General features: G+C 72.3%; 31 protein-coding genes and 1 tRNA gene. 10 read left to right on the top strand and 22 right to left on the bottom strand.

Annotated elements, in window-relative coordinates; translation table 11 throughout:
- Positions 1–403: 403 nt before the first annotated feature.
- Together HN013_RS01240 and HN013_RS01235 are read left to right on the top strand one after the other, a co-directional pair.
- Complete coding sequence (locus HN013_RS01240; RefSeq protein WP_212763792.1) at positions 404–874, top strand: DoxX family protein; 471 nt, start codon at positions 404–406, stop codon at positions 872–874.
- Between the two features lie 235 nt (positions 875–1,109).
- Entirely contained in the window at positions 1,110–1,739 is a 630-nt protein-coding gene (locus tag HN013_RS01235) for a VTT domain-containing protein (protein WP_171161923.1), read from the top strand.
- Between the two features lie 178 nt (positions 1,740–1,917).
- On the opposite strand, the gene snpA is transcribed toward HN013_RS01235, so the two are convergent.
- A complete protein-coding gene (snpA, locus tag HN013_RS01230) occupies positions 1,918–2,628 on the bottom strand; it encodes a snapalysin (RefSeq protein WP_171161922.1) in 711 nt (236 codons plus the stop codon).
- A 272-nt stretch (positions 2,629–2,900) separates the two neighbouring features.
- On the opposite strand from snpA, the gene HN013_RS01225 reads away from it, so the two are divergent.
- Together HN013_RS01225 and HN013_RS01220 are read left to right on the top strand one after the other, a co-directional pair.
- Complete coding sequence (locus HN013_RS01225; RefSeq protein ID WP_171161921.1) at positions 2,901–3,947, top strand: LysR family transcriptional regulator; 1,047 nt, start codon at positions 2,901–2,903, stop codon at positions 3,945–3,947.
- Between the two features lie 75 nt (positions 3,948–4,022).
- A complete protein-coding gene (locus HN013_RS01220) occupies positions 4,023–4,268 on the top strand; it encodes a cupredoxin family copper-binding protein (protein WP_171161920.1) in 246 nt (81 codons plus the stop codon).
- An 81-nt stretch (positions 4,269–4,349) separates the two neighbouring features.
- Here the strand turns inward: HN013_RS01220 and HN013_RS01215 are convergent, their stop codons facing one another.
- Positions 4,350–4,847 (bottom strand): hypothetical protein, encoded by a 498-nt coding sequence (locus HN013_RS01215; RefSeq protein WP_171161919.1) that lies wholly within the window; start codon positions 4,845–4,847, stop codon positions 4,350–4,352.
- A 399-nt stretch (positions 4,848–5,246) separates the two neighbouring features.
- Between HN013_RS01215 and HN013_RS01210 the strand changes: the two genes are divergently transcribed.
- The gene (locus HN013_RS01210; protein ID WP_171161918.1) at positions 5,247–6,470 is read left to right on the top strand and encodes a serine hydrolase; all 1,224 of its coding nucleotides are present in this window, start codon (positions 5,247–5,249) and stop codon (positions 6,468–6,470) included.
- Between the two features lie 14 nt (positions 6,471–6,484).
- Here HN013_RS01210 and HN013_RS01205 read toward each other — a convergent pair whose 3' ends face one another.
- The 17 genes from HN013_RS01205 to HN013_RS32570 form a co-directional block, all read right to left on the bottom strand.
- A complete protein-coding gene (locus tag HN013_RS01205; RefSeq protein ID WP_312018452.1) occupies positions 6,485–7,162 on the bottom strand; it encodes a histidine phosphatase family protein in 678 nt (225 codons plus the stop codon).
- A 149-nt stretch (positions 7,163–7,311) separates the two neighbouring features.
- A complete protein-coding gene (locus HN013_RS01200; RefSeq protein ID WP_171161915.1) occupies positions 7,312–8,718 on the bottom strand; it encodes a UvrD-helicase domain-containing protein in 1,407 nt (468 codons plus the stop codon).
- Positions 8,715–9,665, bottom strand: a complete 951-nt coding sequence (locus tag HN013_RS01195) for an NERD domain-containing protein (RefSeq protein ID WP_312018451.1) — start codon at positions 9,663–9,665, stop codon at positions 8,715–8,717. The genes HN013_RS01200 and HN013_RS01195 overlap by 4 nt, the downstream gene beginning before the upstream one ends.
- A 128-nt stretch (positions 9,666–9,793) precedes the next feature.
- A complete protein-coding gene (locus HN013_RS01190; RefSeq protein ID WP_171161913.1) occupies positions 9,794–9,988 on the bottom strand; it encodes a hypothetical protein in 195 nt (64 codons plus the stop codon).
- 146 nt (positions 9,989–10,134) lie between these two features.
- Entirely contained in the window at positions 10,135–10,317 is a 183-nt protein-coding gene (locus tag HN013_RS01185; RefSeq protein ID WP_171161911.1) for a hypothetical protein, read from the bottom strand.
- A gap of 70 nt (positions 10,318–10,387) precedes the next feature.
- Positions 10,388–11,065, bottom strand: coding sequence for a hypothetical protein (locus HN013_RS01180; RefSeq protein ID WP_171161909.1), 678 nt, complete (start codon positions 11,063–11,065; stop codon positions 10,388–10,390).
- Positions 11,066–11,468: 403 nt separating this feature from the next.
- A complete protein-coding gene (locus HN013_RS01175; protein ID WP_171161907.1) occupies positions 11,469–11,876 on the bottom strand; it encodes a DUF3592 domain-containing protein in 408 nt (135 codons plus the stop codon).
- 81 nt (positions 11,877–11,957) lie between these two features.
- On the bottom strand, positions 11,958–12,443 hold the full coding sequence (locus HN013_RS01170; RefSeq protein WP_171161905.1) for a peptidoglycan-binding protein: 486 nt from the start codon (positions 12,441–12,443) through the stop codon (positions 11,958–11,960).
- Positions 12,444–12,514: 71 nt separating this feature from the next.
- A complete protein-coding gene (locus HN013_RS01165; protein WP_171161903.1) occupies positions 12,515–13,057 on the bottom strand; it encodes an RICIN domain-containing protein in 543 nt (180 codons plus the stop codon).
- 236 nt (positions 13,058–13,293) lie between these two features.
- Positions 13,294–13,473, bottom strand: a complete 180-nt coding sequence (locus HN013_RS01160; RefSeq protein ID WP_171161901.1) for a hypothetical protein — start codon at positions 13,471–13,473, stop codon at positions 13,294–13,296.
- 169 nt (positions 13,474–13,642) lie between these two features.
- A complete protein-coding gene (locus HN013_RS01155; RefSeq protein WP_171161899.1) occupies positions 13,643–14,266 on the bottom strand; it encodes a hypothetical protein in 624 nt (207 codons plus the stop codon).
- 145 nt (positions 14,267–14,411) lie between these two features.
- Positions 14,412–15,254 carry a hypothetical protein gene (locus HN013_RS01150; RefSeq protein ID WP_171161895.1) on the bottom strand — a complete coding sequence of 281 codons (843 nt, stop codon included), beginning with the start codon at positions 15,252–15,254 and terminating at the stop codon, positions 14,412–14,414.
- 424 nt (positions 15,255–15,678) lie between these two features.
- A complete protein-coding gene (locus HN013_RS01145) occupies positions 15,679–16,272 on the bottom strand; it encodes a hypothetical protein (RefSeq protein ID WP_171161893.1) in 594 nt (197 codons plus the stop codon).
- A gap of 119 nt (positions 16,273–16,391) precedes the next feature.
- A complete protein-coding gene (locus HN013_RS01140) occupies positions 16,392–16,892 on the bottom strand; it encodes a hypothetical protein (RefSeq protein WP_212763791.1) in 501 nt (166 codons plus the stop codon).
- A 182-nt stretch (positions 16,893–17,074) separates the two neighbouring features.
- Positions 17,075–17,830 (bottom strand): HAD family hydrolase, encoded by a 756-nt coding sequence (locus tag HN013_RS01135; protein ID WP_171161891.1) that lies wholly within the window; start codon positions 17,828–17,830, stop codon positions 17,075–17,077.
- 80 nt (positions 17,831–17,910) lie between these two features.
- Entirely contained in the window at positions 17,911–18,480 is a 570-nt protein-coding gene (locus tag HN013_RS01130) for a GNAT family N-acetyltransferase (RefSeq protein ID WP_171161890.1), read from the bottom strand.
- 25 nt (positions 18,481–18,505) lie between these two features.
- A complete protein-coding gene (locus HN013_RS32570; RefSeq protein ID WP_171161889.1) occupies positions 18,506–18,655 on the bottom strand; it encodes a hypothetical protein in 150 nt (49 codons plus the stop codon).
- 121 nt (positions 18,656–18,776) lie between these two features.
- On the opposite strand from HN013_RS32570, the gene HN013_RS01120 reads away from it, so the two are divergent.
- On the top strand, positions 18,777–19,250 hold the full coding sequence (locus HN013_RS01120) for a hypothetical protein (protein ID WP_171161887.1): 474 nt from the start codon (positions 18,777–18,779) through the stop codon (positions 19,248–19,250).
- 726 nt (positions 19,251–19,976) lie between these two features.
- Positions 19,977–20,201, top strand: a complete 225-nt coding sequence (locus HN013_RS01115; protein ID WP_171161885.1) for a helix-turn-helix transcriptional regulator — start codon at positions 19,977–19,979, stop codon at positions 20,199–20,201.
- A 76-nt stretch (positions 20,202–20,277) separates the two neighbouring features.
- On the opposite strand, the gene HN013_RS01110 is transcribed toward HN013_RS01115, so the two are convergent.
- Positions 20,278–20,352: transfer RNA gene (locus HN013_RS01110), tRNA-Val, on the bottom strand.
- A gap of 243 nt (positions 20,353–20,595) precedes the next feature.
- Here HN013_RS01110 and HN013_RS01105 point away from each other — a divergent pair.
- From HN013_RS01105 to HN013_RS01095, 3 genes are all read left to right on the top strand, one after another.
- A complete protein-coding gene (locus tag HN013_RS01105; protein ID WP_171161883.1) occupies positions 20,596–21,369 on the top strand; it encodes a DUF4097 family beta strand repeat-containing protein in 774 nt (257 codons plus the stop codon).
- Between the two features lie 113 nt (positions 21,370–21,482).
- The gene (locus HN013_RS01100) at positions 21,483–22,877 is read left to right on the top strand and encodes a hypothetical protein (RefSeq protein WP_398977866.1); all 1,395 of its coding nucleotides are present in this window, start codon (positions 21,483–21,485) and stop codon (positions 22,875–22,877) included.
- A gap of 182 nt (positions 22,878–23,059) precedes the next feature.
- Entirely contained in the window at positions 23,060–23,284 is a 225-nt protein-coding gene (locus HN013_RS01095; protein WP_171161881.1) for a zinc ribbon domain-containing protein, read from the top strand.
- A gap of 76 nt (positions 23,285–23,360) precedes the next feature.
- On the opposite strand, the gene HN013_RS01090 is transcribed toward HN013_RS01095, so the two are convergent.
- Positions 23,361–24,023 carry a class I SAM-dependent methyltransferase gene (locus tag HN013_RS01090; RefSeq protein WP_312018450.1) on the bottom strand — a complete coding sequence of 221 codons (663 nt, stop codon included), beginning with the start codon at positions 24,021–24,023 and terminating at the stop codon, positions 23,361–23,363.
- A 244-nt stretch (positions 24,024–24,267) separates the two neighbouring features.
- Positions 24,268–25,107, bottom strand: a complete 840-nt coding sequence (locus tag HN013_RS01085; RefSeq protein ID WP_171161878.1) for an HAD family hydrolase — start codon at positions 25,105–25,107, stop codon at positions 24,268–24,270.
- Position 25,108: the final 1 nt, after the last annotated feature.

Raw genomic sequence — 25,108 nt, 5'->3', positions numbered from 1 at the left:
CCGGGCCTGGGCCCAGCAGTATGTCGACGATCCGGCGAAGAGCTACTCCCCTTCTGCTCCCCTCAGGGTACGGGACCGGCGCGCATGCCGTCGCCCCCTATCCACCCCGATGTCCCCCCTGATGCACCCCCTGACGCACCCCCCTATGCGGCGTCGGCACGACAGCGGCGGCGGTCACGGCCGCGGCGGCGCGCACGGGCCCGTTTTACGTCGCACGCTGTAATCAGGGGGCCTCTCCGGGAGGAGGATTCCGGATCCGGGAAGACACCGGGAAGACATCGGAGAACGCCGGGAAATCGCCGGTGCGCCCGGGCTTCGAAGAACTTGAACTTGCAAGTATCGTTAGGGGTACCTAACCTTTGGACCTCTCGTCGTATCCGTCCCCGACACGAGGAGCAGTCCCATGCCCCCCACACCCACTCAGGCCGCCCCCCACTCGGCCCCGACATCGCCCCGCGGCTCCGCGCCGCTCACGGACCGCCTCGACGCGGCCCGGCCGTACGTCCTGTCGCTCTTCCGGATCGTCGTCGGCCTGCTGTTCGCCTGCCACGGCGCCGCCTCGCTCTTCGGTGTCCTCGGCGGCGCGGCCGGCCAGGGCGGCACGCTGGAGGCCGGCAGCTGGCCCGGCTGGTACGCGGCCGTCATCCAGCTCGTCTGCGGCGTCCTGGTGATGCTCGGTATCGGCACCCGCGGCGCGGCCCTGATCGCCTCCGGTTCCATGGCGTACGCCTACTTCGACGTGCACCAGAAGCTGGACCTGTGGCCGATCCAGAACGGCGGCGAGGCCTCGGTGATGTTCTGCTGGGCCTTCCTGCTGCTCGTCTTCACCGGTCCCGGCCCGATCGCCCTGAGCCGGCTGTACTCCCGCCGCTGACCCGGGCGCGTCCCTTCCGGGATCCCCGACGGGTCCCGGGCGGGGGCCGGACGGCCCGGACGGCCCGCCGCCGCCCCTCCCCCGGACCGCCCTCCGGGGCACGTGATGCGCACTACATCGCGCGCCCCCCTTCACATGCCCCAAGAGCCCCACGCGTACTGTGTACGGTTGTGAAGGCCGCTCCTGCCGCTCCCCTGCGACATCGCGGCGGGGGACCGTACCAGGAGAAGCGGACGTGCTGGATCAGTTGGGGGCGTTGGCCGACACGCCATGGATATACGTCATCGTCGGGCTTTCGGTGCTGCTCGACGTCTTTCTGCCGGTGCTCCCGAGCGGAGTGCTCGTGATCACCGCGGCGACCGCGGCGGCCGGCTCGGCGGTGGGCACGCGCGGCCACACCGCCCTTCCCGAGATGTTCGCGCTGGTGATGTGCGCCGCGACGGCCTCGGTCCTGGGCGACCTCGTCGCCTACCGCCTCGCCTGGCGCGGCGGTGACCGCTTCGACCGCGCCATCGCCCGCTCCCGCCGGCTCACCGCCGCCCAGGAGCGGCTGGGCACCGCGCTGCTGCGCGGCGGTGGCGCGCTCGTCGTCGTCGCCCGGTTCGCGCCCGCCGGGCGCTCCGTGGTCAGCCTCGGGGCCGGTGTGATGCACCGCCGGGTCCGGGAGTTCCTGCCCTGGTCCGCCCTGGCGGGGCTGACCTGGGCCCTGTACAGCGTGTGCCTCGGCTACTTCGGTGGCCAGTGGCTCGGCGCGACGTGGATCGGCACGGCCGTCTCCGTCTTCGCCCTGTTCCTCGCCGGCGCGGGCGCGGCGTTCCTCGTCCGCCGCCCGCACGCGACGGAGGCGGGCGCCGAGGCGGGGTGACCCCGAGGGGTGCCCCGGGGGAACCCGGGCAGCAGGCCTCCGCCTCCCCCGCGCTCCCGGCACCTACCACCCACGACGGTGAACGGCCCGGCCCCGTACGAGGGGCCGGGCTGCTCTGCGTTGTCGCTCAGGGTGCTGTGCGGGGTTCGCGTCAGCAACCCTCAGGGTTCACGCCCCGTCAGTACACCTTCGCCAGCGCGCCCTGCTTGTCGAACGGCGCCAGTCCGTTGCGCCACAGCGAGTCCACCCGGCTGCGCTCGTTGGCGTTCGGGTAGCGGTTGGTGCAGGACGGGCCGGGGCCGCCGCCGGACATCAGCTCGCTGCACGGGCCCGAGTAGTGGTCCGGCAGACCGAGGACGTGCCCGGTCTCGTGGGCGGTGACGCGCACCGAGTCGTACTGCTGGTTCTGCCGGTAGTCGAGGAAGATGTACCCCCGGCCGTGGCCGTCGGTGCTCGCGTACGAGCCGCGCGAGTCGTTGCCCTCGTAGTACCGGAAGTCCGCGTTGCTGCCCGACTGGAGACGGACGTTGCGGACGGAGCTGTTCCATATCTGGGTGCTCTGCGCTATCTGGTTGGCGAAGCTCGGCGCCTGGCGGGCGTCGTAGGTCACCGTGACGGTCCGCAGCCCGGGCGACGCCGCCTGCTTGGCCTTCGCGGACTTCATGACGGCGGCGAAGAACGCCTTGTTGTTGGCCTCTTCCTGCGCCGAGCCGACGTACGACGATCTCGCGATGCCCTGCTCCGCCCGGGACGCCTGGGGAGCCTGAGGCGCCTGGGTGGCCGCCGTCGCCGGCACGGCCGCCGTCGTGCCCAGGACGCCGAGGCCGAGGGCGGCTGCCGCGACGAACGCGGCGGAACGCCTGCGGGAACGCTGCATGGAGTGATTCATGTGGGGGACTCCATTCCTGCGGTGGGCCACGGGCCGCGCGGGTGGGACGCACGGCCGGTCGGCGCACCGGTGAAGTTTCGGTTCCCGCAGAGTGTCTGCCGAGCCGTCGGCGACGGGGATGATGCCAACCGGCGATAGCTCCGGCCAATCGCCTCCGGTCAACCTCCGGTCACCTCAGGGCGCGCGCGATTCCCTGCGGAGGTGCCGTGCGGCCGGCGAGCCGCCCGCACACCTGCCCGAGATGTGCCTGGTGTGACCAAGGGGGCGCGGTTATGCTCCCGACCGTGGAGCTTGAGGTCAGGCACCTCCGAGCGCTTTGCGCCATAGCCGACACCGGGAGCGTGCGGAAGGCCGCATTACAGCTGGGCATGACCCAGCCCTCGCTCACCACTCAGCTCAGGCGCATCGAGGGAGCGATCGGCGGGGTGCTGTTCACCCGCGGGCAGACGGGCAGCCGTCCCACGCCCCTCGGCCATTCCGTGCTGTCCCGGGCCCGCCCCATCGTGGCCGAGATGACCGCCCTGGTGATGGCAGCGCGTGACGCCGCCTGCGGCATGGGCGGCATGTGCCTGCGCCTCGGGAGTGTGGGCGGGCCGCTCGTGACCGCGTGGCTGCGCCGGGTCCACCGCCGGCTCCCCGGCACGGACACCACGATCCACATAGAGGTCTCGTCGGCCGCCCTGCTCCAACTGCTCGCCACCAACCAGCTCGACGTCGCCCTCGTCGAGGAACCGGCCGGCTTCCCGCTGCACCTGCCGCCGGGCCTGGAGCGGCGTGTCCTGGTCGCCTGCGAGCCCCGGTTCGTCGCGCTGGCCGCAGGGCACCCCGCCGCCGCGCTGCCGTGCGTGGCGCTGTCCGAACTCGTCGACGACTCCTGGATCGTCGACCCGACCGCCGACCACGAGTGCGCCGCACTCCGCCGCGCCCTCACCGCGGCCGGCCTCAACCCCCGCCTCCTCCAGGTGCGCGACACCGCCACCGCCGCCGACCTCGTCGCGTCCGGGGAGGCCGTGCGCCTCTGTCAGCCCACCGCGGAGCCCACGGACGGCACGGTCGTCCGCCCTCTGCGCGGGGACCCGCTCACGGCGCAACTGTCCCTGGCGTCACGGTCCGGCGCGCTGTCCATCACCGAGATCGACGCGCTGTACGGGGATGTGACCGACGCCCACGCGGACCTCGCGCACCGCAGCACGGGGTACCGCGCGTGGCTGGAACGGCGCGCTGAGATCCGGCCACCCGCACCGGCCGTCCTCCGGGCGCCGGCCGTCCGGCTGTCACCCACCGGAACACCGCAGGGCCACCGGCACCTCTCCGCCTGACCCGCACGGGTGAGTTCGCGCATGAAGCGCCCGAGTCGGGGCATTTCTCCGTTCCCGAGCGGAGGAGAACCTCCCATGGCTGATGTCTCGATCACCGACTTCACCTTTGTCCCGCCGGAGTTGACCATCGGCGCCGGCGAAACGGTCACTTGGACCAACAACGACAGCACGCCGCACACCGTCACGGCGGACGACGGCACCTTCGACTCCGGTCCGCTCAACCAGGGCCAGACCTTCTCCCGCACCTTCAACCAGCGCGGGCAGTTCACGTACCACTGCTCGTTCCACCCTTCCATGACGGGGACGATCACGGTCACTTGACCGGTTCCGGACCGGAGCGGTCCGAGCGCCCGGTCACCCGGAGAACCTGAGCACCCGGACCGTCGGGGACGGCCCGGGTGCTCAGCCCACCGGGAGGCCGCCACTCACGCCCGCCATCGGCACCGACGCCGGGCTCCCCCGCTCCGCGACCCGGCGGAGCAGCGTCTCCGCCCGCTCCAGGACCTCGGGGTTCGCGAACGCCAAGCGCCCCACGTGCACCCCGTCCGAGCCGTACGCCGGCTCCTTGAGCACGGCGGTCCTCAGCACGTCCACCGTCCACGGCTCACCGTGGACGACGAGCCCGCCGGCCGGCGGCATGACGCTCATGCTCCAGCCCGCGCCCAGCAGCCACCTGCCGTACGCCTCCGCCTCGTTCGCGGAGGCGGAGGCGGAGGGCAGATGACGGGCCGCGACCTCCCACAGGGACGAGGCCGCCGGGGACTCCCCCGGGACCGGCAGGGCGGCCACCACCGCCATCGTCCCGTGCTTCGCGTACGCGAGCACGCACCGCGCGTCCGGCCACTGTGCCGTGAAAGGCGCCATGATCACGCGATCCGTTCCGGTGATGCGCTTGGCCATGCCCCGTTCCCGCCCCTTCCCATTCCCGCTCTCGCTCCCGTTCCTGTTCCTGTTCGCGTTCCCGTTCCCGCCGGATCCGCGCCCGGCCTTCCCCGGTGCACCAACCGGCCCCGGACGCATGGGGTCACGGGTACGGCAGGGACATCCGATGCCTGGTGGTGGTGCCCGGTGCACCGTGGTGGTGCCAGGTCCACCCACCCCGGGGGCGCAGGCCCATGGCCCGCCCCGCCGGGCGGTGATGGGATCGGCGTACGCGGTCGGCACGACGGCGGAACGACGACCGACCGGTCCGCGGTACCTCCGGCGCCCGAGCGGCGACAGGCCAAGACGGCAGGCCAAGACGGCAGGACGAGGCGCCAGGACGAGGCGGCAGGTCAACAGGAGCGAGGAGAGAACGACATGCGGGTGCAAGGACGCGGGCGAGCGGGCCGCCGGACGGGGACGGCCCTCGTCACCGGGGCGGTCGCGGTGGTGACGGCCCTGATGACGGGCCTCACGACCGCCCCGCCGACGAACGCCGCCGCCCCCGGCGCCGAGGACCTTCGGCGGACGCTGGCGGCGGACGTCCGGGAGGTACGGGCGGCGGGCGGGGACGTCCGGGTGCTCGCCGAGGTGGACACGGGACGCGGCGTACTCCGGGCCCGGGCCGGCGGTGGCACCGTACCGACGCCCTGGAACGCGCGCTTCCGGGCCGCGAGCACCACGAAGACGTTCACCGCCGTCGTCGTGCTCCAACTGGCCGCCGAGGGCAAGCTGTCGCTCGACGACACCGTCGGGAAGTGGCTGCCCGGGGTCGTCTCCGGCCACGGCAACGACGGTTCACGGATCACCGTCCGGGACCTACTCCAGCAGACGAGCGGCCTCTTCGACTACGTGAACGACCCCGGCCTGGCCCGGGCGCTCGCCGAGCACTTCGAGGAGAACCGCCACGACGCGACCCCCGCCGAGAAGTGGGTGGCCGTCGCGATGCGCCACCGGCCGCTGTTCACCCCGGACCACCGGCACCCGCGCTGGGCGTACTCCAACACCAACTACCTGCTGGCCGGCATGATCGCCGAGAAGGCGGGCGGCCTGGCCTGGCGCGAGCAGGTCGAGCACCGCGTCATCGCCCCGCTGGGCCTGCGCGACACCTCCGTACCGGGCGCCAACCCCTATCTGCCCGGCCCCCACGCCCGCGTCACCCTGCGCACCCCCGACGGCGGACGGACGGACGTCACCGACCACAGCCTCCAGCACACGGCGGACTCCGGTCTTGTCACCACCACCGCCGACCTCAACACGTTCTTCCGCGCCCTGGCCGGCGGCAAGCTCCTTCCGCCGGACCAACTCCGCGCCATGCAGCGGACGGTGGACCGGTCCGGCGCCACGGACGACCTCGCCGAGTGGCCCGAGGGCGGCTACGGGCTCGGGCTGCGCCGGACGCCCCTCAGCTGCGGCAGCGGCTACTGGCACCACGAGGGCGACGGCCTCGGCTCGTACACCCGCACCGGCGTCACCCCGGACGGCCGCCGCTCCGTCGCGGTGTCCGTGACCAGCGCCGGGGACACTCCGGACCGCGTGCGGTTCAACAAGGCCACGCGGAAGCTGGTGGACGACGCGCTGTGCGGGGCGGGGACGAGCTGAGGGCCGCCCTCCCCTCACTTCCCGTTACACACTCCGAACTCGGCGAGCCGCAGCCCCGACCCGTCACCGGTCCACCGTGAGACGGAGGCGTTCGGCACGGGCCACGGCCGGGCCGGTGCCTCCCCGCCGAGCAGGTGGCGCAGCGCCACGACGACCGCGTCGTGGGCCACCAGCAGCACCCGCCGCCCGGGCGGGACGACGCCGTGGTCCCGCAGCAGGTCGCGGACGCGGGCGGCGACGTCGTGCAGCGACTCGCCGCCGGGCGGCCGGTAGTCCCACTCCCCCGCCCGCTCCCTGCGCAGCCCCTCCTCCGGGTCCCGCTGCCGGAGGGCGGTCCCGTTGTGCCCGTCGAAGATCCCCATCCCCCGGTCGCGCAGCCGCTCATCGAGCACCGCCGGGGGCAGCGGCGTCCGGCAGCCGAGCCGTTCGGCCTCCCGCGCCATGCCCTCCCACGTCTCCCGGGCCCGCACATAGGGCGAGACGACCACGGCGTCCGGCGGTGCCCCCGCCAGCCACCCGCCGAGCCCGGCGGCCTGCTCCCGCCCGAGCGCCGACAGCGGTACGCGCGGGTCGTAGCCGGCGGGCAGCACGGCGGGCGCGCCCGTGGCGCGGGCCTCGTCGAACAGGACGTTCGCCGTGCTCTGGCCGTGCCGGACGGCGATCAGTTCGGCGGGGAGGGCGGGCTCTGCCACGGGCGGGCTCCTGAGGTGGCGGAAGGGTGTGGGGGTGAAGGGGGAAGGCCGGTGCGTGACGTGACCTGAGGCACCCTTCATGGTGCACCTCGGCGCCCCGCCCGGAGCCGACCCGGCCACGGGCGCGCGGGGCGGTCCGCCCGCGCGCGTCATCCCTCCGCCGCTGCCCGCTCCACCGCTGTCCGTTCCACCGTTTCCCGCCCCACCGCTTCCCGCTCCACCGTGCCCAGCCAGAGCGTGTCCCGGGCCCGCGTCATGGCGACGAAGAGCTGGCTCCGGGCGAGTTCCTGCCGCTCGCGCACGATGTCGGCGTCGGCGGCCGCCGGCACGACGGGATCGTGGTCGGGCAGGTAGACGTGCTTGAACTCCAGCCCCTTGGCGCGGCGGTAGGTACCGAGCTTGACGGCGGCGACCGGGTGCCCGTCGTACTGGTCCAGCGGGTGCACCGGGATCCCGGCCCCGGCGAGCAGCCGCCGGTAGCGGTCCGTCTCGCGCTGGGACGGGCACAGCACCGCCGAGTCGGCCCATGCCTCCCGGCCCGCCTCGCGGAGGGCGGTCAGGAGGGCCGCGTCGTGCTCGGCGGGGTTCCGTGACCGCGCCCTGGTCACCGTTCCGTCGTGGTAGGTGGGGTCGATGTCCCGGAGGCCGGCTGTCCTGGTGCCGTCGATGTCGTCGAAGGAGTCCCCGGCGACGACGGCGAGGGCCGCGTCGATGATCTCCTTGGCGTTCCGGTAGTTCGTCCGGAGGATCTGGCTGCGGTCGCCGCGGACGTCGATCCCGGCGTCCGTCAGCCGGAATCCGCCTGGGTAGACGGACTGCTGCCCGTCGCCCACGAGCAGCAGGCCGTTGGGGGCGTCGCCGACGAGGGCGTGCAGGAGCCGGACCCCGACGAGGGTGAGGTCCTGGACCTCGTCGGCGATCACGGCCGCGTACGGCAGCCCGTCCGGGCGGGCCCGCACCTCGGCCAGGGCGAGGCTGAGGACGTCGTTGAAGTCATGGACGCCGCGCTCCTCACGGACGCGCTCGTACTCCTCGTACAGCGCCCAGACCGCCTCGCGGTGGGGACGGCGGAGGTTGATGCGGCGGCGGTGGCGGCCGAGCAGCGCGTACTCCTCGAACCGGCGGATCCCCCGGCCCTTGATCACGCAGTCGATCTCCTCCCGCCAGTAGTGCGAGGAGGCGTCGATCGTGGACAGGACGCTGTCGCGCCCGCAGTGCACCCACGCCCTGCTGAACGCCGTCCGCGCGCCGTCCCCGTGCAGCCGGTGGGCCGTCCCGCGCTCCTCCAGGAACTTCAGCGCCCAGGCGTGCAGGCTCCGGAACTCGACCCGGTCCGCGGCAGCGGGCGACATGGACCTGAGGAACGTGCCCTGCACCCGGGGGAGGTTGTTCGCGAACGTGACGTAGAGGACGCGGCCGGTGGTGCGCTGGGCGAGGTGGGCGGCGCGGTGGAGCGCCACCACGGTCTTGCCGGTTCCGGCGGCACCGCTGATCCGGGCCGGACCCGACCAGTTGCGCCGGACGAGGGCCACCTGCTCGGGGTGGAGGAAGGTCATCCACTGCTCGATCGGTGCCCGGCGGGCGGCTTCGAGGGCGGCGTCGCGGAGGCGGGCGACGTCCAGGTCGAAGAGGGTGTCCCCGGCGGCCCAGCCACCGGCCCCACCANGGCGGCTTCGAGGGCGGCGTCGCGGAGGCGGGCGACGTCCAGGTCGAAGAGGGTGTCCCCGGCGGGGCCGGTGGTGGGGCCGGTGGCTGGGCCGCCGGTGGGGCCGCCGGGCGGTCCGTCCGGCGACGCACCGGCCGACGACGGCCCGTCCGGTCCCGCGCCCGCCGGTGCGTCCGGTTTCGTGCCCGCCGGTACGTCCGGCCCTGCGTCCGTCGGTACGTCCGGCCCCGCGTCCGCCGGTACGGAGGACGGTTCGTACGCCGGGAAGACCTGTTCCAGGTGGTCGGCCATCGCCCGGACCATGGGCCCCGCGAGGCGCGGGCGCTCGGCCATCAGCGCCGGTGCCACCTCGTTCTCCCCGAGCAGCCGCACCCGGCCGACCCGCCCGTCGACGGAGTGGCCCGCGAAGACCATCAGCGGCTGGACGGCGACGGGCGACAGGCCCAGGGAGGCGAGGGCCCCCTCGGCGAGGCGTGTCACGGCCAGCATCTTCCCCACCTCGTCGTCGCGCCGGGCGCCGCCCGCGGTCAGCCGGCCGTCGGCGGCCTCGGGGGCGGACCGCCAGCTCTTGACGTCGACGACGAAGACGCCGCCGGGGCCGACCAGCAGCATGTCGACGTTGGCCGCGCGCGTCCCGGGCCACCGCCGGTCGACCAGCAGCCGCCAGCCCCGCTCGGTGAGCATCAACAGCCGGGCGGCTATGCGGCGTTCGCCCTCGCTCGCCGCCTCCCAGCGGCGGGCCGCCCGCTGGGCCGCCCGCAATTGCTCGCGCAACTCCCGCTCGTACCGCCGGGCCTCCTGGGCCCTGCGCCCCGCCGAACCGCCTCCCACCGCCACGACTCCAGCCCCCTCACTCGCTCGGCATGCTCACACGCAGAGTAATGATCTCAGGGCGCAACGAAGTTGGAGGGGCAGGGGGAGGAACAGGGTTCAGGGGGAAGGCCGGGGCCGGGGTACGCGGCCGGTCAGCGCCCGCCGCGGCGTCGCAGCGGGCCGGCGGCCAGCCAGTCCGCGCGCATCCGCTCGTACTCCCGGCGTTCGGTCGTGGTGAGCGCGCGTCCCCGGCGCTCGGTCAGGAAGGCACGGATGGCGCGGTTGATCTCTTCGGCGCGTGGCTGTCGTTCGGCGCGTGGCTGTCGGCGGATGGGGACCAGGGACATGCCGACAGGCTAAGGGGAGGCACTGACAAACGGCCCGTGATCCGGGCAGAGTTCAGGAGAAGCTCATCAAATCCTCATCAAGCGGGGCACGACGACCGGCACGCCGTCCGTAGCGGCACCGCGGCGTCGGCCGCCCCCGCCGTCCGTCACGCCGCGGTGCAGTACCGCCCGCGCCCCCGTGTGGCCGCGAGCCACTCGGTCCGCAGACGGGCGTACTCCTGGCGCTCCGCGCCGGTCAGCGCCCGGCTGCTGCGCTCGGCCAGGAAGCTGCGGATCGCGTCGTTGATCTCCTCGGGGCATGCGGGACCTGCGGTCCGGGTGGGGAACATGGGGTCAGGTTATGGGGGGAGGCGGACGTAGGCACGCGATTTTCTCCCCGCCGCGGGCAGGTCCGGTCGTTCAGCGGTCGCCCAGGACCGCCATCGCGAACGCCAGCCGGCGGTCCAGCCAGCCCGCCTTGATGCTGCTGAACCCGGATCCCACGGACTGCATCACCTCGGCCCCGTCCGCGACCCACAACAGCGTCCGGTCGCGGGCGGCCCGGCCGTCGCCCCCGTCCGGGTCCCCGCCGGAGAACGCGGAGTCCAGCAGCCCCTCGACGACCTTGCCCACGGCGCGGAGCGCCGCGTCCTGCGGGGAGATGGCGGCCCATTTGTTGCGGCCGACGATCTCGGGGTGGCCCGGCTGCTCGATGCGCCAGGTGTGCCGGAGCAGCTTCTTCGAGGAGGGGATGCGGCGGATGACGCCGATCTCCCGGTCCTCGGCGTCCCGCACCGGATGACGTCGTTCGCCCTCGGCTTCCTCCTCGGACCTGTCGATCGTGCAGAGCAGCCGTTGCCGCTCCCGGTCCTCGTATATCGCGCTCACCCCGGACCGGCCGGCGAGGAAGGCGCAGGGCGGGTTGATCCGCCGCTGGCCGTCCCGCCGGGGCACGCGCACGGCATGGTCCCCCAGCACCGGGCGCTTGGTCCCGGGCCCCTGTTCCCGCTCCACGAAGCCGATCACGAACCGCCCGACGTCCCGCCAGTCGACGACGTCGAGCGGCGGCTCGGTGTTCCTGTTCCTTCCGAAGGCCATCCGCCGAGCCTATCCGGGCCGAGGAGCCGCCTGACCTGCGTCTCCGACGCGGACCCGGGCGAGGGTCCGACGTGAACTCCCCGCTCCGCGCCCCGTGCGCGATCATGTGGAGAGTGCCCCCGGTCCGCGCCGGGTCCCACCACGACAGGAGGCCGACACCCCATGGCGTCCTCACGCACCCGGCGGAAGGCGAGCGAACTGCTGGACGGGGCGACCCCCGCGGCGGTACCTGGATCGTCCTCACGACGACCGACGGGCCCGGCCATCCGCACGCCCATCTGCACGGGGCGGGGCGACCGCTGAACTGGGAACTGAGTCCGTCAGGTCGACGCCCCCGAGCGGGCCCCGGGCCTCGGCCCGCCGTGCCGCTCAGCTCAGCCGAACGATCAGCTCAGCCAGTCGATCAGCTCAGCCAGACGAGGAACAGGCCGAGCAGCGTGAACATCCCCGAGACGGAGATCCCGAGAAGGTGCCGGATCACGGGCGACCACGCGCCGCCCCGCCCCATGACCGTCGCCGACCGCACGGGACTGCGCGGGAGGTACCGGACGGTCACCGCCTGCCCCTCCTCCATGAGCAGGGCGTCCTCCTCGAACTCCACGTACTGCCCGGCCTCCGTGGTGAAGCCGTACACGTGGTGCACCGACCGCTCGCCGTCGCTGTCCACGGACGTGTACGCGCGCACGCACCGGCCCTCCACGGCCGTGCCCTTCAGCACCGCGGCGAAACGGTGGGCGAACTTCCATGTCAGCGCGGCACAGATCGTCCCGCAGATGACCAGCACCACCAGACCCACGCGCAACATCTCCATCGCGGCATGCTAAGCGCGCCGATACGGGGGTGGCCCCGCACCGCGGCCCTCGCGGGGCCGCCCCGTGGCCCCCGGCCCGCCTCAAGGAGCGGCCGGTTGCCTGCACACTCCTTCACAGGCATCGGCGAACCGTTTGAACGCGGCCCTGGTGTCCGGCCCGGCGACGCCGTCGATCGGCCCGGTGTAACCCCAGCCCGCGTCCCGCATCTGGCGCTGCAGCGCCATCACCGTGCCGCTCCCGACGATGCCGTCGATCGCGCCGGTGTAACCCCAGTCGTGCTTGAGAGCCCTCTGGTACGCCTGCCAACTACTGGTGCCCAGCTGCCCGTCGATCGCGTCGGGGTAACTCCAGAACTTCCTCAGCCAGCACTGGATGTTCTGGGCCTGCCCGGCGCTCAGGCCGAGGTTCTCCACCGCGAACAGGGCGACGGAATCCGAACTCACCACCCGATGCGCGGTGGGCGCGGACGCCGCGAAGCCGGCGCCCGCACCCGCCAGGCTTCCGGCGGCCAGGCCGACGACGGCGGTGATGCCGACGAGTGCTCTCGTGAAAAGACGCGGTCGCATGCGTTCCCCTTTCGGATCCCAGATCGGTCAGCCGTCATACGGACGCGGGCTTCACTGCTGCACCGGATGAATCACTGCACGTAGACCAGGCTCCACTGCTGCGAGGGCAGCCCCTGGTTGTCCCAGATCTCGACCCGGGTCCCGTTGGCCCCAGCCTCACCGCGATCGGGTTCGAGGACGCGGCCGAAGAGGTTGGCGATCCGGCCGGGGCCGGGGTTGTCGGCCTGGTGTACGTACCAGAGCTGATCGGCGTTGCCGAACGTGCTGTCGCAGGCGGCCTTCCACACCGACCAGCCGTTGGTGCCTTCGGCCCAGCCGGTCAGGCAGCGTCCGTCATTGCCGTTGGCCAGCTGGTAGCGGCCGCGGTGGTCGGTGACGAGGTACCAGTACTGGTACGTCTCGCGGGCGCAGTCCCACACCCGGGCCCGGTCGTCGCCCGCCGGGTGGCCCAGGCAGCGGTCCGCGCCCTGGTTACGGACCTGGAAGGGACCGACCGCGCCCGGCGGCACGGGGTCGGCGGCCCTGCCGACGGCACCCGAGCCCGGAGCGACGGCCACCAGCGCCACGAGCAGCCCGGCGAGCACCGGCGCCAACCGCGTACGCGACAGCTTCATGACTCCCCCTGTCCTCGAAGCGGTGAGGGAGCACCATCGTCCCCCGACGTGACCGCGAGTGACCGGGATTGGGCGGTGAAACCCTCCGAACGAGTGCTCGTCCCCGCTCCGGGGTCCGGTGCCGCGTCACCGGCCCGTCCGCACGCTGCCCCGGGAGGAGCCGCCCGGAACCGGCCGCACCTCACTCCCTGGTCCCGCCCTGGGTATGCCCTGGGCATGCCCTGGCCATGTCCTAGTCATGTCATGGCACGCACGCGCCGCCTCCGCACGGCCTCCAGCCACCGGGCCCGCAGCTGCTCGTACTGCCGGCGTTCGGCCGGGGTCAGCGGCCTGCCGTCCCGGTCGCTCAGGAACGCGCGGATGGCACGGTTGATCTCCTCGGCGGGACACGGCGGGTCCGGGAGCTCGGCGGGCATACGGACCAGGCTAACCAGGGCCGGCCGGTGTCGCCGTCCGCGTGGAGGTACCGCCACCGCTCGCCACGGGCAGCCAGCCGTTTCGCTTCCCCCGTCGCGTCAATCGAGCGCCGGCCCCGCCTCCGGCCAGGACCGTGGTCGGGAGGGATCCGGGCGCCCGGGCGGGTCGTCAGCCGATCGGCCAGCAGCTGACCGCTTGGTAACGGGTCCCGTTGCACGTGTAGGTCAGTCCGTACACGCACCGCCCGACGTCGAACCAGTCCCCGCCACAACACCCCCAACACGTGCCGCTCGCATCGCACTTCGTATCACCGTCGAGACACGCGGCCCGGGCGCCGACACCGGCCGCCCGCACGATCTCCGTACCCCCTCCCGATCCATGCGGCGCACGATGCCCGTGCGGCGCCTCATAGGGGATGTGGACGTTCGCCGGTCGCCGCGCGGCCCCGGCTTCGGCTCGTCCGGCGGCCGGACCTCCGCACGGCGATGCCTGCTGCTGAGCGGCGCGCAGCAGGGAGGTGAGAACCGTGAACTCCGGTGTCCCGGTGTCCTTGAGGGTGAGGCGGACGAGGGGGTGCGCGTGGTCGTCGCAGGGGACGTGCCGGAGTGGTTCCACCTCGTCGATGAGCCGGACGGGGATGGTGGTCCAGTCCTTGCACGCCGTGCCCAGGGCGAACTGGAGAACGTCGGCCGCGTCGGCCGTCTTCACCATGCCGGTCAGGGCGAGGGGGACGGTAACGGTGTTGGCGTTGAGGGCTTGACGGAACTCTTCTCCGGTGAACGTCCTGTGCATGAGAGGTACCACCTTGCCCGGAAGACCGCTGTTGGTCGGGATTGTTCCCCTTGTTGGGCTTGATCACTGATGGCCGGACCGAACAGGGCCCCGGCGCGTTGACCCCGGCCCTCGGCGGTTTTTCCTCAGCCGACCGTGACCAGGATCAGAGACCGAAGAGCAATGAGGTCTCGTTGCGGAACCACTCCCAAAAGGGACGGATTTCCCCCATGTTCATGTCCTGATGGTCGAATGTGGCCACAAGGCAGCTGTCCCCCTGGCCGGCATCTCCCGGAACGATGACGCTGGATTGTATGGCGGCAGAGCAGGACGCAAGCAGTCGGTGATCGTCGTACATGGCGAAGAAGTCGTCCTCGTCATCCTCCCTCCCTTCTTCGGACTGCTCGCGCAGAACCTCACCCAACGAAACGTCCAGCATGCCGGTGTCCATCGACCACTCGATGTCGGGCGCCGTCAACGTGCCGTGTACAGCGGCGACGATACGCACCGGTTCGGGTACCACGAACTCCGCGCCGGCGGTACCGACGACGTCCAGCAGCATCGGCGGCCCGCCCCAGAACCAATGAAGCTGTCCGTCCACCGCCAGGGAAGGCAGTTCCGAGACATCCGACGGCGCACGCACCGTACAGCCGTATTTGGGCATGAAGGCGATATAGCCCAAGCGGTACTCGTCTTCCTTCCGGGCCAACACCACGCCCATCACTTCGCGGGACAGCGTCTGCACGAACTGAGGGCACTCGGCGGCGACCGGCGCCCAGACCCGATTGAGCAGGGCAGTCAGGTCGCCGTCGTCCGGGAGCGCCCACGGATTGTCCGCGGCAAAGGAGGACCGTCCACCGCCACGAAGTACCATCCCGCAGACACTGTCGTCGTCAGTGAGGTGCAGCTTCCGCCGGGCCATATCGGCGATTGTCGTCATCTCGCCGGCTGCGACCGCGGCAAGGAGTTCGTCAGCCTGATTGAAGGTGTAGGCATGCACGTCTGTCATGGAGGCCGAAAGTAGCACCGCCGAGTGACATCACCTCCCCACCACGTCTGTTCAGGGACGCAGCACAGCGAGGGACCGGGAAATCACACGCCACGGCGGCCCGACGGCCGCCGCGTCGTCGCCCCCGCACCGGCACTTCCGAAGACGAACTCTCATAGAGCCGCTGCTCTTTTGGCCCCCGAGCAGGAGGAGACCCGAGCGACCCGTACAACCGCCACCACCGCGACGACCGCCGCCACCGCGAGAGCGCGTGTGTGCGCCATGATGGACGCGAACGGCGACGGGAAACTGACCTCCGACGAGTACAACGCCTGGGTGGTCGCCGACAAGTTCGACCACATCTGCCGGTTCGCACTCGGCGCCTCCCCGATGGGCGAGGTCCTGCACTGGGGCGCATCCGACGCCACGCTGCGGAGACAAGTCCTCAGCAGGGCACGCTCACCTGGTAGGACCGCTCGCCGGAGTCGATGTCGTTGCTGCTGTCCGTCCAGTACGGGCCGTTCTGGCGGAACATCATGCTGACGTTGTACGTACCGCAGGCGCCGAGTGCCGCGGGTGAGCCGCCGCCGGCCCAGCCGTTGGCGGACCCTTGTGTGACGGGGTCGGGGGTGGCGTAACTTCCCCACTGGCCGCCGACGCTCACCGAACCGACGGCGTGCCACTTGGCGGGGTAGTTCGACGACGCGTTGTACCAGGAACCGCCCCACAGGTACTGGACGTTGCGGTTGTTCACGATCACCTGGTTCCCGCCGGATCCGAAGCGCAGACACACCTGCACCTCGGCGTAGGTGTACTGCCCTCCGCCGTAGAAGGAGTCGGCCGGGCCGCAGTAGTCACCCGCCGGGACAGCGGCGGCTCGCTGTTGCGCGGCAGTGGCGGGTGCGGCGAGGGCGGACCCGGACAGCGCCAGCAGCGCGGCGCCGAGGCCGGCTGCGAGTCTCCGCGGCCGTCGCCCGTACACAGTGGGAGGTGTGGCGGGGTGGGTGGACGCTGGATCGGTGGGTCGTGAGAGCTGCATGTGCCGCCTCCTGAATCGCGCTACCACCCCTTGAATATGGGGTGACTTCAGGGCGACATCAGGGGCATCCATTACCTGGCACCCCCGAAGTCGTCATTCACCAGGCCATCACTCGACGGTCACACCGTGACATCCAGGATGTAGTTGTTGGTGATGAGGAACGTCACCAAGCCCGTCCCCGTACTGAACGTGCCGGTCCCGGAGTCGCGTGCCTGACTGCTGGAACCGCGTTCGGTGGCGTTGCCGGACGCAGCGGGGGTGTCCCGCTCGAAGCGGCGGTCGATCGTGAACTTGAGCGTCTGCCCCGTGTCCGTCCGCTTGAGGGTGTCGGTGGTCCTCGTCGTGTAGAAGAGGTCACCGCTGCTCGTCACCGAGCCGGACATCGTCAGTTCGGCCGCGAAGGACTCGTCCGGCGTCGCGCACCGGAAGCCGCCGCCGCTTCTGCCGTCCACGGCGCCGTTGAGGGGATGGACGTTCACGTTGATCGCCCCCGCGCAGTTGTAGGTCACCAACGGCGCGCGGGGGGCATCGGCGACAGCGGCCGGCGTGACGGCGGCCGACGCCAGGAGCAGGGCCACCGCACCGGCAGCGGTCCCACCACGAGTGGACACGGGAAACATCACGGTCCTCCTTCGGCCTGCGGAACAGGCAGGTCAGGTGAAACACAGGCGATGTACGCACCGTTGCTCCCGAGTGTGCTGTCACCGGCTACGTGATGAAATCGCTCGTCCGAGTGACAGTCGGGTCGGCCGCCACGAAGAGGGCTCCGGCCTCGGACGCGGCCGAGTGCGCCCCAGCCGGGTCAGCGGCAAGTCATGCGTCGCATGCGACTTCGGGGCACCCGGGATCGCACCCGCACACGCGCTTCGACTACTGGACCAATACGCCGAGTGCCCTCAGGAACCGGGTGGTGTCCTGGACCGTCGAGGACGACGTCGGCCCCGGCGCGACGCAGATCCTCGCCGCTGCTCCGGCCCGTTGCCACCCCAACCACTTGTAGTGAGTGGGCCTTCCCGGCTTCGACGCCCGCGGGCGTGTCGTCCACCAGGACGGCGGCTTCAGCCGTGAGCTCTGCCCGCTCCAAGGCGAGCCGCACCAGCTCGGGGCGATCGTCAGCGTCTTCTCCGTATGCGCCGAGGCCCCAGCGGATGTGACGGTCGAGACCGAACACCTGGAGCTTGATCTCCGCCACGGCGCGGACATTGCCTGTGACGACGGGTCTGTACCCAGCCGGGCAGAGCCGCCACGGATTCCAGCGCCGAGGCCGCACCGGGCAGGGCGTGACCACGCTCGCGGAGATCTGCGGCGCGAGCTGCACATGCGCCTCGCCGAGAGCACGGGCGAACCTCTCGAAGTCCGCGCGATCGGTGGTGAGGCCGTGAAGCGCGGCGGTCTCCCGGAAGATCACCGGCTCGGTGATCCCGTCGATCTTCGCTTGCCGTTCCATCCGCCGCCCGGTGACCCGTTCGAAGGCGAGGCCCGACAGTTCCCGTCCCACCCCACGTGTGTCGATCAGCGTGTGGTCGATGTCCCACAGAACACTCCGCTGCACGCCCATGCGACTCCCTCCACCGGAACCCGGGCCTCCAGGCTGTCACACGAAGGGACGTCACAGCCTGCGGACGCCCGGCAGGCGCCTCAGCCGGCTTCGTCGGGTAGGGAGGGGTTGTCCCACTCGTGACTGAGGGCAGCATGCACGATGGAGTCACGCCACCGCCCGTTCTTCTGAACGTGCTCGCGAATTCGCCCCTCTTCGACCATGCCGGCCCGCAGCATCGTCCGGGCCGAAGCCTCGTTGAGGGGGGACCTCGCACCCCAGATCCGGTGGAGGCCCTGATCCTCGAAGCCGAGGCAGAGCAGCAGGTGGACGGTCTCGGTTCCAAGGCCGGCGCCCCAGGCGTCCGGGTGCAGCGCGAAGCCCATGGTGGCCGCCTGCTGTTGATGGGGGTCACCGGCCAGGCGGCCGAACCCGATCAGGTGCCGGGCGCTGCGTTCGACGACGGCCAAGGCGTACTCCGTGCGGGGCCGTTCGGTGGCCGAGGCGATCGAGCGGGCGAGAATGTGGCCAACGTCCTCACGTGTCCGAGGTTCGAAGGACAGGTGCTCAGTGGCTTCGTGACTTCCGTAGATCGCGAAGACGGCGTCCACGTCGTCGAGGGTGAGTTCGCGGAGTTCCAGGCGCTGGCTGCGGCGGCTGACCGGATACACGGCAGCGCACTCTACCGGCGGTGTGTCAGCGGGGAAGCGCGAGGCGGCGCGGGCTGTACGCCTCGATTTCCGCGTGGAGTTCCTGCGCGACGATCGCGTCGCGTGCCGGGCCGAGGCGGGGGCCGACGCGGTCATCGATGGCGTGTGCGGCGTACAGCGGTGCCGGCTGAGTCACGGGGCCGCTGTCGGGTACGCGACTCCATAACTGTTCGCTGCTGTAGCCGGGCCTGTGGACGATGACCCGCCGCGCGTCCCGCTGCGGCAACCGGTCCTGGTAGGACCAGCCCTCGAAGATCTTGACGGCCGGCTCCAGCCGGGCCGGAGCCGCCGCCTGGCTCGTCTCCCGTGAAGTGCACCCCCGCGTCGCCCGGGAAGCCTGGGCCAAGGGCCTGCCTGCCACCCTGCGCTCCGGGATCCACTTCGACGCCGTCCACATCCCCGCCGCGCTCATCGAGGACCGGGCCGCGAGCCGCCAACGCGAGAGCATCGAGGCGCATTTCCGCTCCGCCGGGATCACCGGATCGGTCATCGTGTCGCGTCTGCGCGACCGCTACACCGCACTCGTCCCACCGGACACCGCCGACACCTGGGACGTACACCGCACCGAATGCCTCGGGGCGGGCTGCCACACCAACTACCTGGCCACCCCGGTCCCCACCCGACGCGAACCCCCGGGCGCCTACTGGCTGCTGCCCGCCCCCGACGGCCCGGAGATGCTCTGCGCTCCGGACCGGCTCAGGGAACTGCTCCGGGCGGACACCGCACGGTGACCAGGAGGAGCCCCATGTGCCGAGCGGGGCGGGCCCGCCTCGACGGCTCCATATCGCTTATCGATACTATCGAAAAGCGATATGGACCTGCCGAACAAGGCTGAACAAGGGGGACCTTCAGGCCCGAAACCTCGCCCTGGTGGGTGCGGGCCAACAACCACCTGCTGGAGCTGGCCGTGGGACTGGCCCTGCTCCTGGTGGGCCTGTTCAAGCTCGTGTTCCCGGTGCTGGGGGCCATCGGCCCGCTTCCGCCCATGACCGACACCCGCGCAGTCGGCGTTGCGGCCGCGCCGGACGCCACGGCCTCCGGGCCGGTGACGCTGCGGGGGACCGGCCGGGCCGAGCTCGTGTTCCACGACCCGGGCCTCGGGGACCGGCTGCTGCTGATCCTGCCGGGTGTGGCCGGCGCGGCCTTGCTGATCGTGATCTTCTATATCCTCCTCCTCATGGCCCGCACGTTCCGCGCGGGGGACCTCTTCACCCCGCAGAACACACCCCGCCTGCTCGCCATCGCCGGGGCCCTCCTCCTGACCGGCACGGTCGTCCCGGCCCTGGACGTCCTGACGACGGACCTCCTGGTCGACGGCACACCGGTGGAACAGGCCGTTCGCACTCCCTACGCCATGAACACCGCGGCGGCGTTCGGGGCCCTGCTGACCGCGGCGACGGCCGCGGCGTTCCGCCGGGGGGGGCGCGGCTGCGCGAGGACACGGAGGGCTTGGTCCGATGCCCCCGGAGGACCCGCACGAGATCCACTGCCACCTGGACCGGCTGCTGGACGAACACGGCATGACGCTCGCCGAACTCGCCGGACGCGTCGGAGTGACCGTGGCGAACCTGCCCATTCTCAAGAACGACCGCGCCAAGGCGATCCGCTTCAGCACCCTCAGCGCGATCTGCCGCGAACTCCACTGCCAGCCCGGAGACATCCTCACGTTCAGGATCAAGTGAGGCGTTCGCACAGGCCAATGGCATCATCCGTGGACGCCGAAGAGCCCCGGGCCGAAGCTCCGGGGCTCTTCATCGCTGGTGGGCACAGACGGATTTGAACCGCCGACATCCGCTTTGTAAGAGCGGCGCTCTACCGCTGAGCTATGCGCCCGCGACAAAGGAACAGCTTACATGCCCCTGGCCGCCTCCCCGCAAACCCGGAATCGGCCCGGAGAACCAGAGGAGACCAGGGGAGACCGGGGGGAGACCGGGGGTTATCCCCACCCCGTATCCGGTGGGGAGCGGTATCCCCGCCGCACCGCGTCACTCCTACAGTGACGATCAGCGGAATCCCCCTTCACACCCACCCTGACCTGCGACGACGACGTCATCCCAACACCCCCGGAGATCGCCCATGCCTCGCCCCGCCGCCCGCTCCGCCGCCCGTCTCTCCCTCCTGGTCGGCGGCGTCGTGATGGCCGGGACGGTGCTGACGGGATGCGGGTCGGCGGATCTGTCGGAGGTGGAGCCGGAGCAGCGGACGTTCGCGTTGAGCGGGCGGACGCTCACGGTGGACACGGACGACTCGGAGATCGAGCTGGTGCCGGGGGAGGGCAAGGACGTCAAGGTGACCCGGTGGTTCGACGGGTGGTCGCTGGGCGGGTCGACGAAGACGACGTGGGCGATGGAGAAGGACACGCTCAAGCTGCGGCAGCGGTGCGACGGGATCGGTGTGGACTGCAAGGGGAAGCACCGGATCGAGGTGCCGCGCGGGGTGACGGTGGTCGTGGAGGACGAGAACGGCGGGGTGACCTCCCGGGGGATCAAGGGGAACCTCCGCCTCAGCTCCGACAGCGGCGACATCGACGTCCGCGACGCCGACGGCCGGCTGGAGCTCTCGTCCGAGAACGGCGATGTCGTCGCCGAGCAGGGCATCGACTCACGGAACCTCGCCGTCCGCTCGGAGAACGGGGACATCCGCCTCCGGACCGCCCGGGTCCCCGACGCGGTGCGGGCGGAGAGCGAGAGCGGCTCCGTCACCGTCAAGCTGCCGAAGGGCACGTACCGGACGGACGCGGAGAGCGACAGCGGACGGACCCGCGTCGACGTCCCCCGCTCCGCGTCGAGCCCGCACACCGTGCGCGTGCGCAGCGAGTACGGGGACGTGACGGTGCGCACCGCGTCCTGAGCCCGGCCCACCGCCCCTCCAACCCGCCGCCGACCGTCCTGTGTGGGTGTCCCCGGTGGATGGGACAATGTCCTCCGGGCCTGGGGCGATCAACGGGAGAGGGCAGAGGGCACGTGACGGCTACCTTCGCGCAGTCCGTACGACCGGCCGGACGGCTTTCCATACGACCCGCCGTGCGGGCGGTCCGGGCGACCGTCGCGCTGGCCCTGCTCCCCCTGCCGCTGCTGGCGGTCGCGGCCGCGGCCGCCCCGGCGGCGTTCGCCGGAGGGGGGACGCGGCGCTGGGGCTGGGGGCGCGGCGACGGGCAGCGGGCCGAGGCGCAGGCGGCGAAGGACGCGGCGGCGGCCGCGTTCTACGAGCTGGACACGGCGCAGCGGGACCTGCGGATCTCCATGGAGACGATCGCCGCGGTGGACTCCTCGCCCGCCGCGCGGCGGGCCGCCCAGGAGTTCGCGGCGCTGGGGACGCGGATCGACGAGGTGTCGGGCGCGTACATCACCGCCGTCGACGCCCATGACCTGGACCGCGAGGACCTGGACTCCTCGACGGCCGCCCGGGCCCGCACCGATCTGACCCGGGCCAAGGACGAGCTCGTCCGCGTCAAGGCGGACCTGGAACGGTTCGGCCAGGGGCTCGGGCCGCTGCTGGCGGGCGCCGAGGCGGAGCTGTCCCGGCTGGCGCCCGCCGTGGAGCGCGCCCGGCAGGGGCTGCTGGCGGCGACGGAGGCCCTGGACGCGGTCCGGGCCTCGGGGCTCCGGGCCGACGACCTCGCGGCACGGCTCGCCGCGCTCTCCCCGGAGCTGACGCGGCTCAACCAGGGCGCGGGGCAGCACGGTGTGACGGAGACCATCGGCCGTGCCGAGCGGGTGCTGCGCGACGCCGACGCCATCCGGGAGGCGGCGGAGCAACTGCCGCAGCGCGCCGCCGAGATCGACAAGCGGCTGGTGTCGCTGCGGACCCGCGCCCAGGCGATCACCACCCGGGCGGCCGGTGTCGTGCCCGTCCTCAGCGAGCTGCGCCGCCGCTACACCGCGCCCTGCTGGCAGGACCTGCAGCAGGTGCCCGAGGAGGCGCGGCACGCGGTGGAACAGGCGGAGACGAAGATCCGCGAGGCGCAGACGGCCCGTGACGAGCAGCGGTGGCCGGACGCGACGGCGCTGCTGTCGACGGTGCGGGCGCTGCTGACGACAACCGACGAGTCGGTGTCGGCGGCCGGCGACCGGCTGCGGCGGCTGGACGAGGTGTCGGCCGACCGCCAACAGGAGGTCGAGCGGACCCGGTTCGCGATCCGGGACGCGCAGCGGCTCGCGATGGCCGGGCGCAGCACCCCCGACCCCCGGCACGCGGCGCCGCTGGACGAGGCGGTGGCCCGGCTGGACCGGGCGGTGGCGGGCCTGGAGGGGCGGCACCCGGACTGGTGGCGCTTCCTGACCGAGACGGAGGAGGTACGGCGGTCGGTCGCGGCCGTCGTGCAGGCGATCCGTGAGGAGCGCGGCGCCGGGCGGTGAGGAACCCGGGCCCGAAGTCCGTCCCGGACGTGGACAGGGCTGCTCCCGACGAGGACGGGGCTCGTTCCCGGCGAGGACGGGCCTGCTCCCGGCGAGGACGAGGCTCCTCCCGACAAGGGCGGCCGACTCCCGACGAGGACGGGCCCGGGGCTTCAGCTGTCCGCCTGGCTATGCTGCCTGGCATGCCTCGTTACGAGTACCGCTGCCAGTCCTGTGGCGCCACCTTCGAGCTGCGGCGCCCGATGGCCCAGTCGTCCGCCCCGGCGATCTGCCCGGAGGGCCACACGGACACCGTCAAGCTGCTGTCCACGGTCGCCGTGACCGGCGCCGCCGCGTCGGCCCCGGCCCCCGCCCCGTCGTCCTCCGGCGGGGGCGGCGGCTGCTGCGGGGGCGGTTGCTGCGGCTGAAACCCGTCGGTCGGAACCGGTGATCCGGTGAGCGGCCGGTGATCCTGTGAGCGGCCCGAACGGGCCGCCCCGCCGGTCAGCCCTTCTTGCGGGCCAGCGTCAGACCGTCCGCCACGGTGAGCATGACCGTCTCCATCCGCCCGTCCGCCGCCGCGTGGTCGTTGAACGCCTTGACGGCCGCGCCCATCTCCGTGGCCTCCGGGGCGACGACCTCGCCGTGGAAGAAGACGTTGTCGACGACGATCAGTCCGCCGGCGCGCAGCCGCGGCACGGTCTCCTCCCAGTAGTTGATGTAGTTGACCTTGTCCGCGTCCAGGAACACGAGGTCGAGGTGCGGCTCGGCGGGCAGGGCGCGGACCGACTCCAGGCCGTCGCCGATGCGCAGGTCGACGCGGTCGGCGACGCCCGCCTTGGCCCAGGCCTCGCGGGCGTGGGCCGTCCACTCCTCCGATATGTCGAGGGCGATCAGGCTGCCGCCGGCGGGCAGCGCCTGGGCCATGGACAGGGCGGACAGTCCGGTGAAGGTGCCGATCTCCAGGATGTCGCGGGCGCCGGTGAGCCGGACCAGGAAGGCGAGCAACGGGGCCTGCTCCTCGGCCACCTGGAGGTGGGCGCTGTCGGGCAGCAGGGAGACGGTGGTCTCGACCAGGGCGCGCTGCACGGGGTCGAGCTGCGGGTTGTGGTCGAGGACGTACTGGTAGAGCTCGGGGGTGAGCGGGTTGCTCTTCGACTCGGTCACACGGACTCCTCGTTCTCGGACGTCGCATCGGCGGCCCAGCGGCCCGGCGGTCACCGGGCGGCCGAGCCGCCGGCACCCGTTGACGGGTCGCCCTCCGGGCCCCCCGGCGGCCATGGCCGCCGCGACTCCGGTTGACGCCTCAACTTGATGCCTCGATGAACGTTATGGCGGCCCGGGTTCCGGAAAACAGCCGTTTACCAGACGTTCCGGGCGCACCACTTCCCGATATCGGCCCCGCCCGGCCTCAGCCCCGTCCGTCCGCCGCGGCATCCACCACGACGTCCACCGCCTCCGCGAACGCCCGTACGATCTCCTCCCCCGCCGCGACCCCCGCCGTCGTCAGCGCCGTGACGTGCGGTGCCGTCCACCCGGAATCGGCCAGCTCGCCGTGGCCCGGCCGCCAGCCGTGGTCGGCGGCCAGCAGCAGGTCGGCGTCGAGCAGGGAGTCCCCGGCGGTGAGCAGGCGCTCGGCGCCCGTGCGGCGGACGACCTCGGCGACGGCGGCGCTCTTGGTGACCGGCCGGGGCACCGCGTAGACCTTCCGGCCCTGGAGGGAGACGGCCCAACCGCGTTCGTCCGCCCACTCGGTGAGCTCCTTGACCCAGACGAGGGGCAGCCGCTCCCGGTCGACGACGAGGTAGGCGAACAGGTCCTCGGCGGTGCGCGCGCGCAGCAGCCACGCGGGGTCGGCGGTGCGCGTCACGCGGTCCAGGACCTCGTCGAGCGTCGCCCCGCACTCGTCGGCCACGGCCCGGCGCACGCGCCGCCGCCAGCCGGTGTCGGGCTCGCCGTCGACGAGGATCTCGCCGCCGTTGGCGCAGACCGCGAACCGGGGTACGGGCCCGGGGAGCCGGACGCGGCCGTACTGCTCGCGGGTGCGGGTGGTGGCGGGGACGAACGCGCCGGTGCGGGCGACGCCGTCGAGGAGCGCGGCGGCGGTCTCCGTCAGGTAGGAGAGCGGCTTGCCCTCGTACACCTCGACGCAGAGCAGGCGCGGCGCCCGCGCGTCCGGCACTCCGAGGCGGAGCGCGGCGGCGGAGTAGATGAGGGTGCGGTCCAGGTCGCTGGCTATCAGGATCTTCACG

Source organism: Streptomyces sp. I05A-00742, assembly GCF_013055795.1.
Lineage (GTDB): Bacteria > Actinomycetota > Actinomycetes > Streptomycetales > Streptomycetaceae > Streptomyces.
Note: the sequence above shows the minus strand (reverse complement) of the source record. Positions and strands in the feature narration are given on the sequence as shown.

Coding starts and splice junctions, on each gene's coding strand:
- HN013_RS01190 (WP_171161913.1), bottom strand. CDS start 9,988: ATGTCCCTGGTCCCCATCCGCCGACAGCCACGCGCCGAACGACAGCCA.
- HN013_RS01155 (WP_171161899.1), bottom strand. CDS start 14,266: ATGCACAGGACGTTCACCGGAGAAGAGTTCCGTCAAGCCCTCAACGCC.
- HN013_RS01150 (WP_171161895.1), bottom strand. CDS start 15,254: ATGACAGACGTGCATGCCTACACCTTCAATCAGGCTGACGAACTCCTT.
- HN013_RS01210 (WP_171161918.1), top strand. CDS start 5,247: ATGCGGGTGCAAGGACGCGGGCGAGCGGGCCGCCGGACGGGGACGGCC.
- HN013_RS01175 (WP_171161907.1), bottom strand. CDS start 11,876: ATGGAGATGTTGCGCGTGGGTCTGGTGGTGCTGGTCATCTGCGGGACG.
- HN013_RS01170 (WP_171161905.1), bottom strand. CDS start 12,443: ATGCGACCGCGTCTTTTCACGAGAGCACTCGTCGGCATCACCGCCGTC.
- snpA (WP_171161922.1), bottom strand. CDS start 2,628: ATGAATCACTCCATGCAGCGTTCCCGCAGGCGTTCCGCCGCGTTCGTC.
- HN013_RS01165 (WP_171161903.1), bottom strand. CDS start 13,057: ATGAAGCTGTCGCGTACGCGGTTGGCGCCGGTGCTCGCCGGGCTGCTC.
- HN013_RS01095 (WP_171161881.1), top strand. CDS start 23,060: ATGCCTCGTTACGAGTACCGCTGCCAGTCCTGTGGCGCCACCTTCGAG.
- HN013_RS01200 (WP_171161915.1), bottom strand. CDS start 8,718: ATGACCTTCCTCCACCCCGAGCAGGTGGCCCTCGTCCGGCGCAACTGG.
- HN013_RS01215 (WP_171161919.1), bottom strand. CDS start 4,847: ATGGCCAAGCGCATCACCGGAACGGATCGCGTGATCATGGCGCCTTTC.
- HN013_RS01225 (WP_171161921.1), top strand. CDS start 2,901: ATGCTCCCGACCGTGGAGCTTGAGGTCAGGCACCTCCGAGCGCTTTGC.
- HN013_RS01185 (WP_171161911.1), bottom strand. CDS start 10,317: ATGTTCCCCACCCGGACCGCAGGTCCCGCATGCCCCGAGGAGATCAAC.
- HN013_RS01140 (WP_212763791.1), bottom strand. CDS start 16,892: ATGTTTCCCGTGTCCACTCGTGGTGGGACCGCTGCCGGTGCGGTGGCC.
- HN013_RS01105 (WP_171161883.1), top strand. CDS start 20,596: ATGCCTCGCCCCGCCGCCCGCTCCGCCGCCCGTCTCTCCCTCCTGGTC.
- HN013_RS01135 (WP_171161891.1), bottom strand. CDS start 17,830: ATGGGCGTGCAGCGGAGTGTTCTGTGGGACATCGACCACACGCTGATC.
- HN013_RS01220 (WP_171161920.1), top strand. CDS start 4,023: ATGGCTGATGTCTCGATCACCGACTTCACCTTTGTCCCGCCGGAGTTG.
- HN013_RS01180 (WP_171161909.1), bottom strand. CDS start 11,065: ATGGCCTTCGGAAGGAACAGGAACACCGAGCCGCCGCTCGACGTCGTC.
- HN013_RS01240 (WP_212763792.1), top strand. CDS start 404: ATGCCCCCCACACCCACTCAGGCCGCCCCCCACTCGGCCCCGACATCG.
- HN013_RS01160 (WP_171161901.1), bottom strand. CDS start 13,473: ATGCCCGCCGAGCTCCCGGACCCGCCGTGTCCCGCCGAGGAGATCAAC.
- HN013_RS01115 (WP_171161885.1), top strand. CDS start 19,977: ATGCCCCCGGAGGACCCGCACGAGATCCACTGCCACCTGGACCGGCTG.
- HN013_RS01145 (WP_171161893.1), bottom strand. CDS start 16,272: ATGCAGCTCTCACGACCCACCGATCCAGCGTCCACCCACCCCGCCACA.